This window comes from Micromonospora trifolii (assembly GCF_022229005.1).
In the GTDB taxonomy this organism is placed as follows: domain Bacteria; phylum Actinomycetota; class Actinomycetes; order Mycobacteriales; family Micromonosporaceae; genus Micromonospora; species Micromonospora trifolii.
This window is the reverse complement of the sequence record NZ_JAKKFD010000021.1, coordinates 74354-88513: the sequence shown is the minus strand read 5'-3', so window position 1 is coordinate 88513 and position 14160 is coordinate 74354. Positions and strand designations below refer to the sequence as shown.

16 protein-coding genes are annotated in these 14160 nt (G+C 73.3%); 7 read left to right on the top strand and 9 right to left on the bottom strand.

Going from position 1 to position 14160, the window contains the following annotated elements; genetic code table 11:
• Window positions 1–13: 13 nt before the first annotated feature.
• From NIE79_RS14290 to NIE79_RS14280, 3 genes are all read right to left on the bottom strand, one after another.
• Window positions 14–1519, bottom strand: a complete 1506-nt coding sequence (locus tag NIE79_RS14290; protein WP_238679026.1) for a sensor histidine kinase — start codon at window positions 1517–1519, stop codon at window positions 14–16.
• On the bottom strand, window positions 1497–2237 hold the full coding sequence (locus NIE79_RS14285; protein ID WP_372433046.1) for a response regulator transcription factor: 741 nt from the start codon (window positions 2235–2237) through the stop codon (window positions 1497–1499). Before NIE79_RS14285 ends, NIE79_RS14290 begins: the two co-directional genes overlap by 23 nt.
• 119 nt (window positions 2238–2356) lie before the next feature.
• Window positions 2357–2587: a DUF8847 domain-containing protein gene (locus tag NIE79_RS14280; protein ID WP_091408172.1), complete on the bottom strand. Its 231-nt coding sequence runs from the start codon at window positions 2585–2587 to the stop codon at window positions 2357–2359.
• Between the two features lie 200 nt (window positions 2588–2787).
• On the opposite strand from NIE79_RS14280, the gene NIE79_RS14275 reads away from it, so the two are divergent.
• The 3 genes from NIE79_RS14275 (at window position 2788) to NIE79_RS14265 (ending at window position 5520) form a co-directional block, all read left to right on the top strand.
• Entirely contained in the window at window positions 2788–3735 is a 948-nt protein-coding gene (locus NIE79_RS14275) for a serine/threonine-protein kinase (protein ID WP_238679025.1), read from the top strand.
• A gap of 70 nt (window positions 3736–3805) precedes the next feature.
• The gene (locus NIE79_RS14270; protein ID WP_238679024.1) at window positions 3806–4231 is read left to right on the top strand and encodes an OsmC family protein; all 426 of its coding nucleotides are present in this window, start codon (window positions 3806–3808) and stop codon (window positions 4229–4231) included.
• A gap of 434 nt (window positions 4232–4665) precedes the next feature.
• Complete coding sequence (locus NIE79_RS14265) at window positions 4666–5520, top strand: hypothetical protein (RefSeq protein ID WP_238679023.1); 855 nt, start codon at window positions 4666–4668, stop codon at window positions 5518–5520.
• Window positions 5521–5544: 24 nt separating this feature from the next.
• Here the strand turns inward: NIE79_RS14265 and NIE79_RS14260 are convergent, their stop codons facing one another.
• The 5 genes from NIE79_RS14260 to NIE79_RS14240 form a co-directional block, all read right to left on the bottom strand.
• Window positions 5545–6066 carry an ATPase gene (locus tag NIE79_RS14260; RefSeq protein ID WP_238679022.1) on the bottom strand — a complete coding sequence of 174 codons (522 nt, stop codon included), beginning with the start codon at window positions 6064–6066 and terminating at the stop codon, window positions 5545–5547.
• Between the two features lie 114 nt (window positions 6067–6180).
• Complete coding sequence (locus NIE79_RS14255) at window positions 6181–6627, bottom strand: response regulator (protein WP_238679021.1); 447 nt, start codon at window positions 6625–6627, stop codon at window positions 6181–6183.
• 84 nt (window positions 6628–6711) lie between these two features.
• Window positions 6712–7059 carry an STAS domain-containing protein gene (locus tag NIE79_RS14250; RefSeq protein WP_238679020.1) on the bottom strand — a complete coding sequence of 116 codons (348 nt, stop codon included), beginning with the start codon at window positions 7057–7059 and terminating at the stop codon, window positions 6712–6714.
• Window positions 7060–7175: 116 nt separating this feature from the next.
• On the bottom strand, window positions 7176–8213 hold the full coding sequence (locus NIE79_RS14245; protein WP_238679019.1) for a cobalamin B12-binding domain-containing protein: 1038 nt from the start codon (window positions 8211–8213) through the stop codon (window positions 7176–7178).
• On the bottom strand, window positions 8210–9967 hold the full coding sequence (locus NIE79_RS14240; protein WP_238679018.1) for a PP2C family protein-serine/threonine phosphatase: 1758 nt from the start codon (window positions 9965–9967) through the stop codon (window positions 8210–8212). Before NIE79_RS14240 ends, NIE79_RS14245 begins: the two co-directional genes overlap by 4 nt.
• 212 nt (window positions 9968–10179) lie before the next feature.
• Between NIE79_RS14240 and NIE79_RS14235 the strand changes: the two genes are divergently transcribed.
• On the top strand, window positions 10180–10518 hold the full coding sequence (locus NIE79_RS14235) for an STAS domain-containing protein (protein WP_238679017.1): 339 nt from the start codon (window positions 10180–10182) through the stop codon (window positions 10516–10518).
• 73 nt (window positions 10519–10591) lie between these two features.
• Here NIE79_RS14235 and NIE79_RS14230 read toward each other — a convergent pair whose 3' ends face one another.
• Window positions 10592–10906 carry a hypothetical protein gene (locus tag NIE79_RS14230; RefSeq protein WP_238679016.1) on the bottom strand — a complete coding sequence of 105 codons (315 nt, stop codon included), beginning with the start codon at window positions 10904–10906 and terminating at the stop codon, window positions 10592–10594.
• 200 nt (window positions 10907–11106) lie between these two features.
• On the opposite strand from NIE79_RS14230, the gene NIE79_RS14225 reads away from it, so the two are divergent.
• The 3 genes from NIE79_RS14225 (at window position 11107) to NIE79_RS14215 (ending at window position 14146) form a co-directional block, all read left to right on the top strand.
• Window positions 11107–12084 carry a DUF2267 domain-containing protein gene (locus NIE79_RS14225; protein ID WP_238679015.1) on the top strand — a complete coding sequence of 326 codons (978 nt, stop codon included), beginning with the start codon at window positions 11107–11109 and terminating at the stop codon, window positions 12082–12084.
• Window positions 12085–12198: 114 nt separating this feature from the next.
• Window positions 12199–12993, top strand: coding sequence for a spermidine synthase (locus NIE79_RS14220; protein WP_238679014.1), 795 nt, complete (start codon window positions 12199–12201; stop codon window positions 12991–12993).
• 58 nt (window positions 12994–13051) lie between these two features.
• On the top strand, window positions 13052–14146 hold the full coding sequence (locus NIE79_RS14215; protein ID WP_238679013.1) for an AI-2E family transporter: 1095 nt from the start codon (window positions 13052–13054) through the stop codon (window positions 14144–14146).
• Window positions 14147–14160 lie beyond the last annotated feature (14 nt).

The following is a 14160-nucleotide window of genomic DNA, read 5'->3' as shown; positions in this document are numbered from 1 at the left end:
CCCCGTGCGCGAACTATGCGTCAGCTGTGGGATTGGGCAACCGGACGGTGAACAGTGTCCGACCTGGACGGCTGTCCACCCCGACCGTGCCGTGGTGGGCCTCCACCACCGCCGCGACGATCGCGAGACCGAGGCCGGTGCTGCCGTGCGCGCGGGAGCGGGAGCTGTCGCCCCGGGCGAACCGCTCGAACATCTCCGGTTGCAGCTCCACCGGCACCCCAGGCCCGTCGTCGGCGACGATCAGCACGGCACTGGCGGCGTCGACGGCCAGCGTGGTGGTGACAGTGCTGCCGGGCGGGGTGTGCACCCGGGCGTTGGTGAGCAGGTTCGCCACCACCTGGTGCAGCCGGGCGGCGTCGCCGGGCACCCGGATCGCCACCTCGGGCAGTTCGAGCTGCCAGCGGTGTTCGGGACCGGCGACGTGCGCGTCGCTGACCGCGTCCACCACCAGGGCGGTCAGGTCCACCGGTTCGACAGCGAGCGGCCGGCCGGTGTCGAGGCGGGCCAGCAGCAGCAGGTCGTCGACGAGGCTGGTCATCCTGGTGCTCTCCGACTCCACCCGACGCAGGGCATGCGCCACGTCGGCGGGCACCTCGTCGCGGCCACGCCGGGCCACCTCGGCGTAGCCGCGGATCGCCGCGAGAGGCGTCCGCAGTTCGTGGCTGGCGTCGGCGACGAACTGGCGTACCCGGGTCTCGCTGGCCTGCCGGGCGGTGAGCGCGTCGGCGACGTGGCCCAGCATCCGGTTCAGCGCCGCACCGACCTGACCGACCTCGGTGCGCGGGTCGGTGTCGGCGGCCGGGACCCGGACGGCGAGCGCCACCTCCCCCCGGTCCAGGGGCAGCTCGGTGACGCGGGTCGCGGTGGCGGCCACCCGGTTGAGCGGTCGCAGGGTCGCCCGCACGATCAGCGCGCCCGCCACACCGGCGAGCAGCAGCCCGACCGCTGCCACCCCGGCCTGCGCGGCGACGAGCGCCCAGACGGTCTCCTGGACGCCGGAGAGGGGGATCGCGACGACGCGTACCCGGCCGTCCCAGTACTGCCGGGCCACGGCCCGGTAGTCACCGCGATCGCCGAGGTCGACGGTGCGCGGCCTGGCGTCGACCGGCAGGTCCGCCAGCACGGCGACCTCCCCCACCGCGACGGACTGTTCGTCGGGGAACGGATCGGCGCTGGAGACGCTCCTGGTCAGGGTCCGGGCGCTGGTCACCCGGCCATCGGTGATCTCGGCGACCACCGCGCCGGAGGGCAACCCGGGCGGGATGCCCGGTCCGTCGCCGGGAAACGCCGGCCGTCCCGGCCGGTCGCCCCGCATGGCCGTCGCGGGGGCCAACTGGGCGTCGAGCCGGTCGATCAGGAAATGCCGCAGCGCCACAGTGGTCAGGCCGCCGATGGCGACGCTGACCAACGCCAGCAGCGCGAGCAGCGCGAACACCAGTCGGGTACGCAGGGAGCGCCCGGCCAGCCACCGACGGGCGGCGCGCAGCGGGCGGCGCCTACTCGGCGGGTTTGAGGACATAACCCGCGCCGCGCAGCGTGTGGATCATCGGCGCCCGACCGGCGTCGATCTTCTTGCGCAGGTACGAGATGTACAGCTCCACCACGTTGGCCTGGCCGCCGAAGTCGTAGTTCCACACCCGGTCGAGGATCTGCGCCTTGCTGAGCACCCGACGCGGGTTGCGCATCAGGTACCGCAGCAGCTCGAACTCGGTAGCGGTGAGGGTGACGAGCTGACCGGCCCGGCGGACCTCGTGGCTGTCCTCGTCGAGACTGAGGTCACCGACAGTCAGCACCGCCTCCTCCCGGGCGGCGATCGCCAGCCCGGAGCGGCGCAGCAGCGCGCGCAGCCGGGCGATCACCTCCTCCAGGCTGAACGGCTTGGTCACGTAGTCGTCGCCGCCGACTGTCAACCCGGCGATGCGTTCCTCGACAGCGTCGCGGGCGGTCAGGAAGAGCACCGGCACTGTGGGGGCGTGCTCGCGCAGCCGACGCAGCACCTGGAAGCCGTCCAGGTCGGGCAGCATCACGTCGAGCACCACGGCGTCCGGCTGGAACTGTCGGGCGGTGCTCAACGCCGCCATGCCGTTGCCGGCGGTGCGGACCTGCCAGCCCTCGTAGCGCAGGGCCATCGACAGGAGGTCGGTGAGCGTGGGTTCGTCGTCGACCACCAGCACCCGGACGGGTTCACCGTCGGGGCGACGCAGCTCGATCCGGCTCGGCGCGGCCTGCCCGTTCATGACCATGGGCCCCATGGTGGCCGCCACGCCTGTGCCGCGCCCCTGCGGAAGCTGTGCGCGAGCTGTGCGGCCGGGCCGACGCGACGCCGGCGACACCACGGGTCAGCCCCGCCTCGTGATCACTCGGACACCCCGTACGCGTCGGTGCGCACGAACCGCATGCTCCAGCCGCCGGCCTCGTCGGGCCGATCGCGTTCGTAGAGGTGGTCGGGGCCGGGCTGCACCGGGCCCGTGCCGTCCGGGTGCCGCATGATCCAACGTTGGGGTGGGGCGCCGTCCGACCCGGCCGGCAGCAGCCGGACCAGGCCGTCCGCGGGCCCGCCGACGAAGCGTACGGTGACCTCGCTCATCGCGGCGTCCCCTCGGGTGACCGTGCCGGCACAATCGGTGACACCGGCTCTGGCTCGCAAGCTACCGCACCCGCAGCCCTGGCGCAGCGAGGTGCGCGGGGCCCGTCCGCCCCGAGTCGGGCTCCGGTTTGCCCAGCTCGGCGCTCGGGTACCGGCACCTGAGCACCCGTCGTCGACGGGGCGAGGACGAGGAGCTGTCGATGCGGATGCTGGACGGGCGGTACCGGCTCGAACAGCGCATCGGTGTGGGCGGGATGTCCGAGGTGTGGCGGGCCTACGACCAGGTGCTGGACCGGCCGGTCGCGGTGAAGCTCATCTCGCCCGGCCGCGACGATCGGGACGGCCCGGTGGACCGGATCCGCGCGGAGGCCCGGTCCGCGGCCCGCCTGGAACACCCCAACGTGGCGACAGTGCACGACTTCGGCACCTCCTCGACGTGGCCCGGTCGACCGGTGCCCTACATCGTGATGGAACTGGCCGAGGGTGAGACGCTCGCCGTGCACCTGCGCGCCGGGCCGCTGGACTGGCAGATCGCGGTGCGGGTCTGCGCGGAGGTCGCCGCCGCGCTGGCCGCCGCGCACGCCGAGGGCATCGTGCACCGCGACGTCAAGCCCGCCAACGTCATGCTCACCCCGGCCGGCGTGAAGGTGCTCGACTTCGGCATCGCCATCGCCGCCGGGGAACCGGACCCGATGCCGACCGGGATGGTGCTCGGCACCCCGGCGTACCTGGCGCCCGAACAGCTGGACGAGGCGCCGGCCACCCCCGCCGCCGACATGTACGCCCTCGGCGTGCTGCTCTACTACAGCCTCACCGCCCGCCTGCCCTACCGCGCGGCGACCGCCAGCGAGCTGCTGCACGTCCGCCGCCGTCGGCCACCGGAGCCGCTGCCCGACATCGCCGGGCTCCCGCCGGAGGTCGCCGAGCTGTGCCACTCCTGCCTCGCCGACGACCCCGAGCAGCGTCCGACCAGCCTGGTCGCCGCGCTGCAGCTGGCCGAGGCGGTGGACGCCCGGGTGTATGTGCCGATGACGATCCCGACGACCCGCCGGCCGGCCCCGACGTCTCCGTGGACCGAACGGGCCGCCGCGGAGGCCACCGAGGCGGTGGCGCTGGTGGACCAGCCGAACCTGCCCGCCGGGCGCTGACCGCAGCACAGGCGGCGTTTCGCCGGGCGGCGAAGGGGTAGCCGGCCTGGTGAGCGACGGGAGAAACGCGATGCCGGATCAGAGTTCCTGGCTGCGTGAGGCCACAGCGACCGCCGAGGGCGGTCACGTACGCACCGACGATGGCGGGCTCTCCACCGCGCTGGCCTCACCGCTGGCGCCGCACTGCACGGGGTTGACCCCGGAGCAGTTGCTGGCCGCGGCCTTCGCCTCCTGCCTGCATCACGCGGCAGTGGAGGTGGCCGGGGAGATCACCGACGAGGCGCACACCGTGCAGGTCCGGGCGGAGGCGAAGCTGGGACGGGACAACGACGGTCGATACCGGGCCGACGTGCACGCGGAGATCTCCTCAGCCGGTCTGAGCCGAGAGCAACTGGCCGACCTGGTCGAGTACGCCGACCGGCTCTGGCCGTTCTCCAGCAGCGACACCAGCCGACACCGCCTAACCGTCACCCCAGCCGAAAACGGCCGACACTAACGCCACACCCCGCCCACCCACACGCCCCACACGCCCCACCGCACGCCCGCACGCCCGCACGCCCACCCCCCACCGCGCCGATCTTGCAGTTTCGGTTGTCGATATCAGGGGGGATGCCCCTCTATGTCGCGACAGAAAATGCAAGATCGGCGCGGTGGGGCGGGGGCGGGAGGGGCGGGGGTGGGCGGCCGATTGGTGGAGGTTTGGCTCGGGTGTTCGGGTGAGTGCTGGAGGTGGCCGGAGACGCAGCCGGCAGGGTGGCGGGGTGGGTGCATTCTGCCGGCAAGTCGGGAATAACCGTCTGGAGTGATGCGCGAGGTTGATCAGCTTCGCTGACGTTTTGCGCGCTAAAGTCGGCATGATCAGGGCAAATTGTGGCGCATGCCACCGTACGGGCTGGTGGCATCGGGCATTCAGGTCTTTAGCCTCGTCAGGTGCATCCCGACGACCCCTCCGACCAGAAGCTGACCGAAGCGCGCCCGACGACCCTTTCGGACGACGCCACATCAACCGAACGGACGATCGGCCGTCACCGCGCCGCCGAACCGTCGCGGCGTGCCCTGCTGGGCTCGACCCCGGTGCGGGTGGCGCTGGCCACCGGTGTCACGTGCTGCCTCAGCCTCGTCGCGGTCGCCACCGCGCGCGGCAACCACGACGACACCCCCCGCACTGTCGAGCCGCTCGCCGAGGCGGTGGCCGACCGCGCCGCCATCGCCGACGAACGCGCCTCCCGGTCGCTGGACCGTGACGCCGCCCCCGCCCGGATCCTGCCGCCCAGCCCGACGGCGAAGCCCACGCCGACTCCCACCGCCGTGCGCAAGGCGCCCAAGAAGCCGGTCAAGCCCCGCCGCCCCCGGCCGGTCGCCGGCCTCGACCAGGCACAGATGGACAACGCGAAGATCATCGTGGACGTCGGCCTGGAGATGAAGATGCCGCGTCGGGCCCTGGTGGTGGCACTGTCCACCGCCATGCAGGAGAGCAACCTCTACAACCTGGCCAGCGACGTCCTGCCGGAGTCGGCGGAGTACCCGAACCAGGGCAGCGGCTCCGACCACGACTCGGTCGGGCTGTTCCAGCAGCGGCCCAGCAGCGGCTGGGGCACTGTGGCCCAGCTGATGCGCCCGTCGTACGCCGCGCGGGCCTTCTACACGGCGCTCAACGAGATCCCCGGCTGGCAGGACATGAGCGTCACCGCCGCCGCGCAGTCCGTGCAGATCTCCGCCTACCCGGACGCGTACGCCCAGCACGAGGACCGGGCGACCACAGTTGCGGCGGCGCTCACCGCCTGAGCCGGGCACCCACGCCCACGCGTCTCAGCGACGGCCGGGCGGAGGCTCCACGCCCGCGTCCAGGCCGCCAACCCCGACCCGACTGCCCGGCACCCCAGCGGCCGCGGTGGGGGTGTCGGCGGGCACCTGGTCGACAGTCACCTGGCTGAGGATCTCGTCCACCCGCACCTCGCGCCGTCGGCGGGCGTCCAGCGCAGCCTCGAAGTCGCGTCGGGCCTGCACGGCCTCCGCGTATGCCCGCTCCCGCACCCGCCGTGCCTCCTCGCGGGCCTCGTCCAGCTCGGCGCGGGCCCGGGCGCGGATCTCGGCCGCCTCGCGCCGCACGGCGTCACCGGCATGCCGGGTGGCGGCGGCGTCGCTCAGGTCGAGCCGTTGCAGGAGCCCGCTGAGCCAGGCCGCCTCCTGGCGGATCTCGTCCCACTGTCGGGCCGCTCCGGCCGCGCCCTCGGCCCGCGCGGCGAGCCGGGACAACCGGATCCCCAACTCGTCCAGGCAGTAATCCACCTGCCGCTGGTCGTAACCGGTCTCAACGACGGAGAACCTCATACTGTCGCCCCCCAGGCAGCTGCTGTTACTTCCCCACCTGGATCCTCGGCCGCGACCGCTCGCGCCGAGGGGGTTCGGGAAAAATGTTCAGCATGCGCGCAGGTGGCGCGGGCGTCAGACCCGCTTGGGCAGCACGACGACCCGGCCGAAGAACTCGTCGATGCGGCGGACCACGTCGTTGAAGTCGTCCAGGTCGATCGGCTTGGTGACGTACGCGTTGGCCTGCAACGTGTAGCTGCCGACGATGTCGGTGTCGGCGTTGGAGGTGGTCAGCACGACGATCGGGATGGTCCGTAGATCCTCGTCCTGCTTGACCGCCCCGAGCACCTGCCGACCGTCCATCCGCGGCATGTTCAGATCCAGCAGGATCACGTCCGGTCGGCGGGCCTGCTGGTGCCGGCCCTCGGCGCGGAGGAACTCCATCGCCTCCTCGCCGTCACTCACCACGTCGATGATCTTCTCGACGTCGGAGTCCGCCAGTGCCTCCTCGATCATCAGCACGTCACCCGGGTCGTCGTCGACCACCAGGATGCGTACCGGCTGCGGGCTGTCTGCGCCCATCACTACCTGCCTCGGAGTCGGCGGGGACGGGACCCTGACGGTCACCGCGTTGGCGGGGAAATGCTGGCGGGGAAATCTAGCCCATCAGGAAGCAGTGCGGGACGCGGGGTCGACCGACTCCGGTTCGTAGCGCAACACGTCGGCGAGGCCGGTCACCCGCAGCACGCGCTCGACCCGCCCGTTGGCACCGGTGAGCCGGAGCCACCCCCCGTCGGCCGCCGCCTGATTGTCGCCCCGGACGAACACGGCCATCCCGGTGGAGTCGCAGAACGTGAGGTCGGTCAGGTCGAGCAGCACCCGGGTCTCGCCCGCCGCGGTGAGCCGGTCGATGGCGGCGGCCAGCTCGGGGGCGGTGCTCAGGTCCAGCTCGCCCACGAGCCGCAGGCAGGCGCCACCACTGTCGCGCTCGACGTGATTGACGCTGAACGTCACCGTTCTCCCCCTCGCTCCACCCTCGGGTGGGACGTTTGCAGTCCGGCAAGTATACGCAGAGCTGCCTCGTCCGCCGCCGAGCGCGGTGATCGATCCGGCTGCCGCCGGCGGGTCGGTCAGCGGGCCTCGCCGGGCAGCGCCGCACATCCCAGCGCCAGCGCCCGCGCCGCCCGGGGGAAGTCCCGCAGCGCTGCGGCGTAGTGCTCCAGCGGCAGGACGACCGCCCCGGCGGGCACCCCACGGCTGCGCAGAATCCCCGACAGCCACTGCACGAACTCGGTGAACAGCGAGGGGTCGTCGACGTAGACCGCCGCGGCCAGGAAATCCACTATGTGGCCCAGGTCGCTCACTGTCGCGTCGAGCTGCGCGGCGCTGTACTCCCGCGCCGCCGGCACCCGCTCCCGCAGCTCCGCCAACGCGCTGTCGATCAGCTCACCGCGACGGCGCACCAGGCTGGCGTACTCGTCGTCGGCCAGGTGGGCCAGCCGCGCCGGCGGCACCCCGCGCAGCGCCCGCTCGTCGGCGATCAGCTCGGCCGCCGAGGGCGCGTCCGGCGCCCAGGCCACCCCGAGCCGGCGCGCCCACCGGCCGTCCGTGCCGAACCCACGCCCGCCGACCACCACCGGCACGTCCGAGCGGCGGCAGGCCTCGATCATCCGGTGGGCGTACGGCAGGCGCATCGGTAACGCGCACGCCAGCGCGACAGCGTGCGCGTCGTAGCGGTGCAGGTACGACACGAGGTGCGCCGCCGGGACGCTGGCGCCCAGGAAGGTCACCTGCCACCCGCGTAACCGCAGCACCTCCGCCACCAGTCGGGGCGGCAGCGCGTGCCACTCGCCGTCCATGCAGGCGACAACGATCCGGCCGCCGGTCGGCCGCGGTTTGACGTGCGCGGAGACCGCCCCCACCACCTGTTCGCTGATGTGGGTGGCCGCGTGCTCCTGGGCGACGCTCCACTCGTTGCGCGCCCACCGCTCACCCACCTCGGCCTGCGCGGGCGCGACAAGGTCGAGCAGCACCCGCTCCGCCGGGACGCCCGCGTCGAGCAGGCCGATCGCCAGGTCGGTCGCGGCGTACTCGTCGGCGTCGGCGAGGTGGTCCAGGTATCCGGAGTACGCCTCGCCCAGGTCGGTGGTGGCCGTGGCGGCGGTCACGCGTCAGTCTCCTCCGTCTGGTCGATGCCGGCGGGCACCGAGTGCAGGTGCCGCGCCCCGCGCCCGCTCAGGCCGGCCGCCCGTAGCGCCAGCACGGCGATGTCGTCGTGGTCGCCCTGCGCCAGCCAGTCGCAGGTGAGCTGCTCGACCCGTTCGGCCAGGGCCGGCGCGGGCATCCGGTGGCAGCCGGTCAACGCGGTGACCAGTCGCTCGGCGCCGAACTGCTCGTCTCCGCGTCGGCCGCCCCGGGCCTCGGTAACGCCGTCGCTGTAGAGCAGGCAGGTTTCGCCCGGCGCCAGCCGCACTGTCACCTCCCCGACGCGGGGGTCGGGCACCACTCCGATCAGCATGCCGCGCAACGGCACCGTCTCGACCTCGCCGGAGGCGCGCAGCACCAGTGGTGGCAGGTGCCCGCCGCCCGCCATGGCGAGGGTGAGGCCACCGTCGCGCTCCGGGCGGGCCACGCCGAGCACGATCGTGGCGAAGCGGCCCTGGCCGTGCGCCTGGGTCGTCTCCAGCAACGCGTCGTTGAGCAGCCGCAGCAACCGCGCCGGGTGCGACTCCAACCGGTGCAGCGCCTGGAGGCACTGGCGCAGTTGGCCGGTGAAGACGGCGGCTTCGACGCCCTTGCCCGACACGTCGCCGAGGAAGAACACCGAACCACCGTCGGTGAGCCGGTGTGAACCGTAGAAGTCGCCGCCGATGCGCAGCCCCGCCTGCGCGGGCCGGTACGCGGTGCCCCACTGCACACCGACGGCCTCGACCGGCTCGACCGGCAGCAGGCTGGCCTGGAGGGTGTCGGCCACCTCGGCCTGGTCGCGGTAGAGCAGCGCTGTGGTCAACGCGGCGCCGGCGCGGGCGGCGAACGCGCGGGCCAACTCCACGTCGTCCTCGTCGTACCAGCGGGTGGCGCGACGGGCCACCAGCAGCACACCGACCGGTGCGTCGCGGCCCGGCAGCGGGACGACCCGGGCGGCGCTCTCGGTGCCGGCCAGCCCCGGTAGCCAGCCGGCGTCGACCGCCTGCTCGACCAGCCAGTCCACAGCGTGCGGCTCGGCTCCGGTCAACCCGTCGGCGATGGCGGTCGGCAGCTCGCCGCCGGCCAGTACGCCGCTGTCCACATTCGGCACCTCGTCGTCGGTACGCGAGGCCCGCCACCAGCGGGCGCGCCCGGCCCGCGGGGCGAGCACCAGCACCGCCACCTCGGCCAGGGTCGGCACGGCGAGTCGGACGACAGCGGCGGCCGCCCGGTCGGGGTGCAGGGGGTTGCCCAGCTTGTCGCCGACCACGGCCAGGAAGGCCGAGCGGGCACGCTCGGCGAGCAGCGCGTCGGCGCGGCTGACGCTGTCGGTGACGTCCTCGACGTACCAGCAGCAGCGGTCGCCGGAGAGCGGCACCTGGCGCGCGGTGAGCCGGCGCCCGCGATGGGTGAAGCCCCCGGGGACGCCCTCGCTCAACCCGGGCACACCGGCGGCGCTGAGCAGCTCGCCGGGTGTCACCTCGGGCAGCAACCGCTCGGCCACCGGGCTGACGTGCCGCACGACGCCATCGGCGTCGCAGACCACCAGGCCCTCGCGGAAGTGCTCGACGACCTCTAGCCAGTCGGGCGTGGCCTGACCCCGGTCGGGGGCCAGCGGCGGCAGGGCCGCGGTGGGACGGCGAACGTCGGCGGACCACGCCGAGGGTCGTGTCGTGCTCGGCGTGGAGAGCCGTCCGTCGCCCGGGTCCCAGTCCCTGACGTCGGAAGCAGTCACCAGCTGAGCCTCACTCCTTGTCGTTCACCGAACCCGTGCCGGAACCGGCGTCCACTGTCAAAACTCTCCAGCCACCCTACGCCCGAACCCGGATAGCGGCATCTCACGGCGGGTGGCGGGCGCCGCCGGGGTGGGGGTCTTGAACGATCGACAGCGGGGGCGCGTCGCCGCCCCCGCTTTGCGTTTTGTCGCTCGGCAAGCAGAATGGTGGGATGCCCGACCAGCTGTTGACCATCGAGACGACCCGGCTCGCCGCCGGCAACGTCCGACTCCGGCTGATCGGGGAGCTCGACTACGACAGCGCGCCCGAGCTGATCGCCGTGGCAAGTGAGCTGCGCGGCGACGATGACGCCCCGGTGCTGGTCGACCTGACCGGGGTGACCCTGTGCGACTCGTCCGGGCTCAGTGCGTTGCTGGTGGTGCACCGCGCCGCCGGGGCGATGCGACTGACCGGGGTCAGCCCTCAACTTCAGCGGATGCTGGACCGCACCGGTCTGAGTGAGTTGCTGACCGTGGCGTACGCCGACGACGACGTGCGCGCCATCGGCTGACCCGCAGGCCACCCCGTGAACAGACGGGGTGGCCCCCGACCCTGGGACCTGGGGTCGGGGGCCGGAGGAATGTCTAGGGTGCCGTCATCGGCTGGAGCCGGGGGCCGTCCTCACGCAGCTCGCCGATCGGAGCCGCGTCCACGTCCTCGGGCTTCCCCGAATCGGGCGTCTGGTACAGGTAGCGGACGAACTGCCCACCCGCCTCGTTGTCGTCCGCGCCGGGCCACTGACCGATGCAGTCCATCCCGATCACCTCGCGGCCCGTTCCGTCGGCCTCCTCCAGCAGCGCCCACAGGCTCACCGGGTAACACCTGGTGACCTCGGGTGTGAGCTGCCAGCGGGCGTACCAGCCGGGTCGAGCGGGGACGATCTCGACAACTTCCTTCATGACGACCTTCCTTCCGCGTACCTCGGAAGAACTCCGGTCCTGACCCGATCGTGCGGGCCGTGCGGGTGAGCACCCCTCACCCCCGCCGGATGAAGCGTCACGCAGGCCGGTCCGACCCGGCCGGCGGCCTCCGTTTCCTTCTCGGGCGCGGCGGGAAGGCGACTGGCGCAGCCACGATCCCCAGCGGAAGGGATGCCAGCATGCGCAAGCAGATGGAGGGCGACAACCAGAGGCGCCGGGCACTGGCCCGGCAGGCCCGGGAACAGAATCGACAGCCCAGCGAGATCGGCGCCAGCCTGAGCGCGTCCAAGCAGCTCACGAGCCTCGACGCGGGTAAGCGGGCCGGCCCACCGGCGGCCGGAGCACACAAGTCGGACACCACGCGTGGCGGTCCGGCGCCGCCGCCGGTCGGTAGCGCCGACAACCCGAGACCCCAACCGTCCCCGCCGAGCGGCGCGGCCGGCGTGAACAGCATGGGCTACCACGACCTGGTCGACGAGGTCCGGCGTCGCGCCGGGGTCGACTTCAAGACCGCCAAGGTGGGTACCGAGGCGACAGTGCTCGTCCTCGCGTTCGCCCTGGAGGCCGCCGAGCGGCAGCGGCTGCTCGCCGCGGTGCCAGCGTCGCTGCATGACGTGCTGCCGGTCGACGGCATCGAACGGCACCAGGACCTGCCGGGCTTCCTGGCCGAGGTGGGCCGGATCAGCGGCAACACCCCGGAGCAGGCCCGTTACCAGGCCGAGGCGACGATCGCCGCGCTCGCCGAGCAGGACGGCGACCTGGTCGAGTCGTTGCACGTACCCGACGGGTTGCGCGACCTGCTGAACCCGCCGGAGGCCGGCGGCGGCCTGGTGGGCGCCTCCACCACCACACCCACCCTGGACGCCGACGAGATCAACGCGGCGCTGGAGGACCTGCCCTACTGGGCCGGCGACAGCCAGGGCCTCTACCGGGTGGTAGCCCTGCCGCCCGACAACCTGGACCGGGTGCTCGCCCGGCTCGACCGGCTACGCCAGGACAACGGCCGCGGCCCGAGCATCGGGCGTCCAGGCGACACCGCCGCCGTGTTGACAGTGCGGACCAGCCAGGCCAACGGGGTCACCGCGCTCGACGTGGACCTCGCCCGCCAGGTCGACGACGCGATCGACGAGGTGGGTGCGGGGATGGCCGGCGGCTGACCAGCCACCACACATCGGCGGGCCGGCGGACCGGGGGCGACCCCGCTCCGTCGGCCCGTCCGCTGTGCCGGGCCCCGGAACGTGCGCACCGGGGGCTCGGCTAGCGTGCCGGACATGAACCGCGCCGCCGACCGGCTGGAGCTGGTCGCCGACCCGGTCCGCCGGACCGGGCGGACGCTGCTGTCCGCCGGGGTGGAGCAGTCGTACGTGGATGTCGAGGACCCCCGGCACCTGCACTTCGAGTACGTCCGGAGGATCGCCTCGGCGGTGGAGGTGGCGGCCCCGGCCGGCGCCCCGCTGACCGTCCTGCACCTGGGCGGCGGCGCGTTGACGTTGCCCCGCTGGCTGGCCGCCACCCGACCCGGCTCACCGCAACGGGTCGTCGAGCGGGACGCGGCGGTGGTCGAGCTGGTGGCCCGGGAGTTGCCGCCACTGCCGCCGGAGGTGCGGGTGGAGGTCGCCGACGCCCGGGACGCCCTGGCCGACACCCCGGACGGCCGGTACGACCTGGTGATCGCCGACATCTACCGCGCGGCCCGGATGCCCCGGCACGTGCGCACAGTCGAGTTCGCCGCCGAGGTGGCCCGCGTCCTGCGCCCCGACGGGTCGTTCCTGGTCAACGTCACGGACCTGCCGCCGCTGGTCGGGACCCGGGTGCAGGTGGCCACGTTGCGGGCGGTCTTCGCCGACGTGTGCGTGGTCGGCGACCGGCGGATGCTGCGCGGCCGCAGGTACGGCAACCTGGTGCTGGCCGCGACCTCCCGCCCCGGCGGGCTGCCGGTGGCCCGGCTGGCGGTGGCCGGCCTGCGCGACCCGGTGCCCGGCGGGCTGCTGCACGCCGCCGCGCTCGACACGTTCGTCGCCGGCGCCCACCCCCTCACCGACGCGGACGACAACTCCCGCCGTTGATCGCCGTTGTGCCCGCAATGCCGGGTTTCCGACGGCGCGCGCGGGGAAGGCCCGCCGAATGAGCAACGCCGACGATCGGGAGACCGGCCGCCGAACTCTGGTCGTGATCGGTCTGGTGCTGGCGACCGCGCTCGCGCTGGGGTTCGTGTACGCGACCCGGCGGGTGCTGGTCTGGGCGGTGGTCGCCGCGTTCTTCGCCGTCGCGCTCAAACCCCTCGTCGACCGGCTGCAACGCCGCTTCGTCCGGCGTCGGGCACTGGCCACCCTGCTGGTGTTCCTCGCCGCGTTCGTGCTGCTGGCGATCCTGGCCGCGCTCATCGTGGTGCCGTTGTTCGGGGAGTTGGGCCGCTTCGCCGACCGGGCACCCGAGCTGCTGCGGGAGGCCCGCGCCGGACGGGGCCCGGTGGGGCAGGCGCTGGAGCGCACCGGGGCACGGCGTTATGTCAGCGAGCACTCCGAGCAGCTCCGTGACCTGGGCGGCCGGCTGCGTCAACCCGCTGTCGGTGTGCTGCGCGGCGTCGTCGAGTCGGTCGCCGGGCTGGTCACTGTCATCGTGCTCGCGTACCTCATGGTGTTGGAGGCGCCGCGGATCACCCGCGGCCTGCTCGCGGCGGCCGGGGACGGTCAGGGCGAGCGGCTGCGTCGGGTGGGCCGGGAGGTGTCGCGCACCGTCACCGGCTATCTCACCGGGAACCTGCTGATCAGCGTGATCTGCGGGGCGTTGACCTTCGTGGTGCTGACCCTCACCGGGGTGCCGTTCGCGGCGGTGATCGCGCTGCTGGTGGCGGTGGCCGACCTGATACCGCTGGTCGGTGCGACCCTCGGCGCGGTGATCGCGGCCGGTGCCGGCTTCCTGCACTCCCCCACCGCCGGGGTGGTGGTGCTGGTGTTCTTCGTGGTCTACCAACAGCTGGAGAACCACCTGCTCCAGCCGCTCATCCTGTCCCGGGCGGTCCGGCTGAACCCGTTGACGGTGCTGGTCAGTGTGCTGCTCGCGGCGGAGCTGGCCGGTCTGCTCGGCGCGCTGCTGGCCATCCCCGCCGCCGGCATCATCCAGACCCTGCTGCGCGAGTACGGCCCGCGCCGGCTCCGACCCGCACCGCCGGCCGGTCCGGCCGCGCGGTCCGCGCGGCCGGCCGGCTCCACCGACTGACCGGTGCGGGGCCC

Coding starts and splice junctions, on each gene's coding strand:
- NIE79_RS14290 (WP_238679026.1), bottom strand. CDS start 1,519: ATGTCCTCAAACCCGCCGAGTAGGCGCCGCCCGCTGCGCGCCGCCCGT.
- NIE79_RS14285 (WP_372433046.1), bottom strand. CDS start 2,237: ATGAACGGGCAGGCCGCGCCGAGCCGGATCGAGCTGCGTCGCCCCGAC.
- NIE79_RS14280 (WP_091408172.1), bottom strand. CDS start 2,587: ATGAGCGAGGTCACCGTACGCTTCGTCGGCGGGCCCGCGGACGGCCTG.
- NIE79_RS14275 (WP_238679025.1), top strand. CDS start 2,788: ATGCGGATGCTGGACGGGCGGTACCGGCTCGAACAGCGCATCGGTGTG.
- NIE79_RS14270 (WP_238679024.1), top strand. CDS start 3,806: ATGCCGGATCAGAGTTCCTGGCTGCGTGAGGCCACAGCGACCGCCGAG.
- NIE79_RS14260 (WP_238679022.1), bottom strand. CDS start 6,066: ATGAGGTTCTCCGTCGTTGAGACCGGTTACGACCAGCGGCAGGTGGAT.
- NIE79_RS14255 (WP_238679021.1), bottom strand. CDS start 6,627: ATGGGCGCAGACAGCCCGCAGCCGGTACGCATCCTGGTGGTCGACGAC.
- NIE79_RS14235 (WP_238679017.1), top strand. CDS start 10,180: ATGCCCGACCAGCTGTTGACCATCGAGACGACCCGGCTCGCCGCCGGC.
- NIE79_RS14230 (WP_238679016.1), bottom strand. CDS start 10,906: ATGAAGGAAGTTGTCGAGATCGTCCCCGCTCGACCCGGCTGGTACGCC.
- NIE79_RS14225 (WP_238679015.1), top strand. CDS start 11,107: ATGCGCAAGCAGATGGAGGGCGACAACCAGAGGCGCCGGGCACTGGCC.
- NIE79_RS14220 (WP_238679014.1), top strand. CDS start 12,199: ATGAACCGCGCCGCCGACCGGCTGGAGCTGGTCGCCGACCCGGTCCGC.
- NIE79_RS14215 (WP_238679013.1), top strand. CDS start 13,052: ATGAGCAACGCCGACGATCGGGAGACCGGCCGCCGAACTCTGGTCGTG.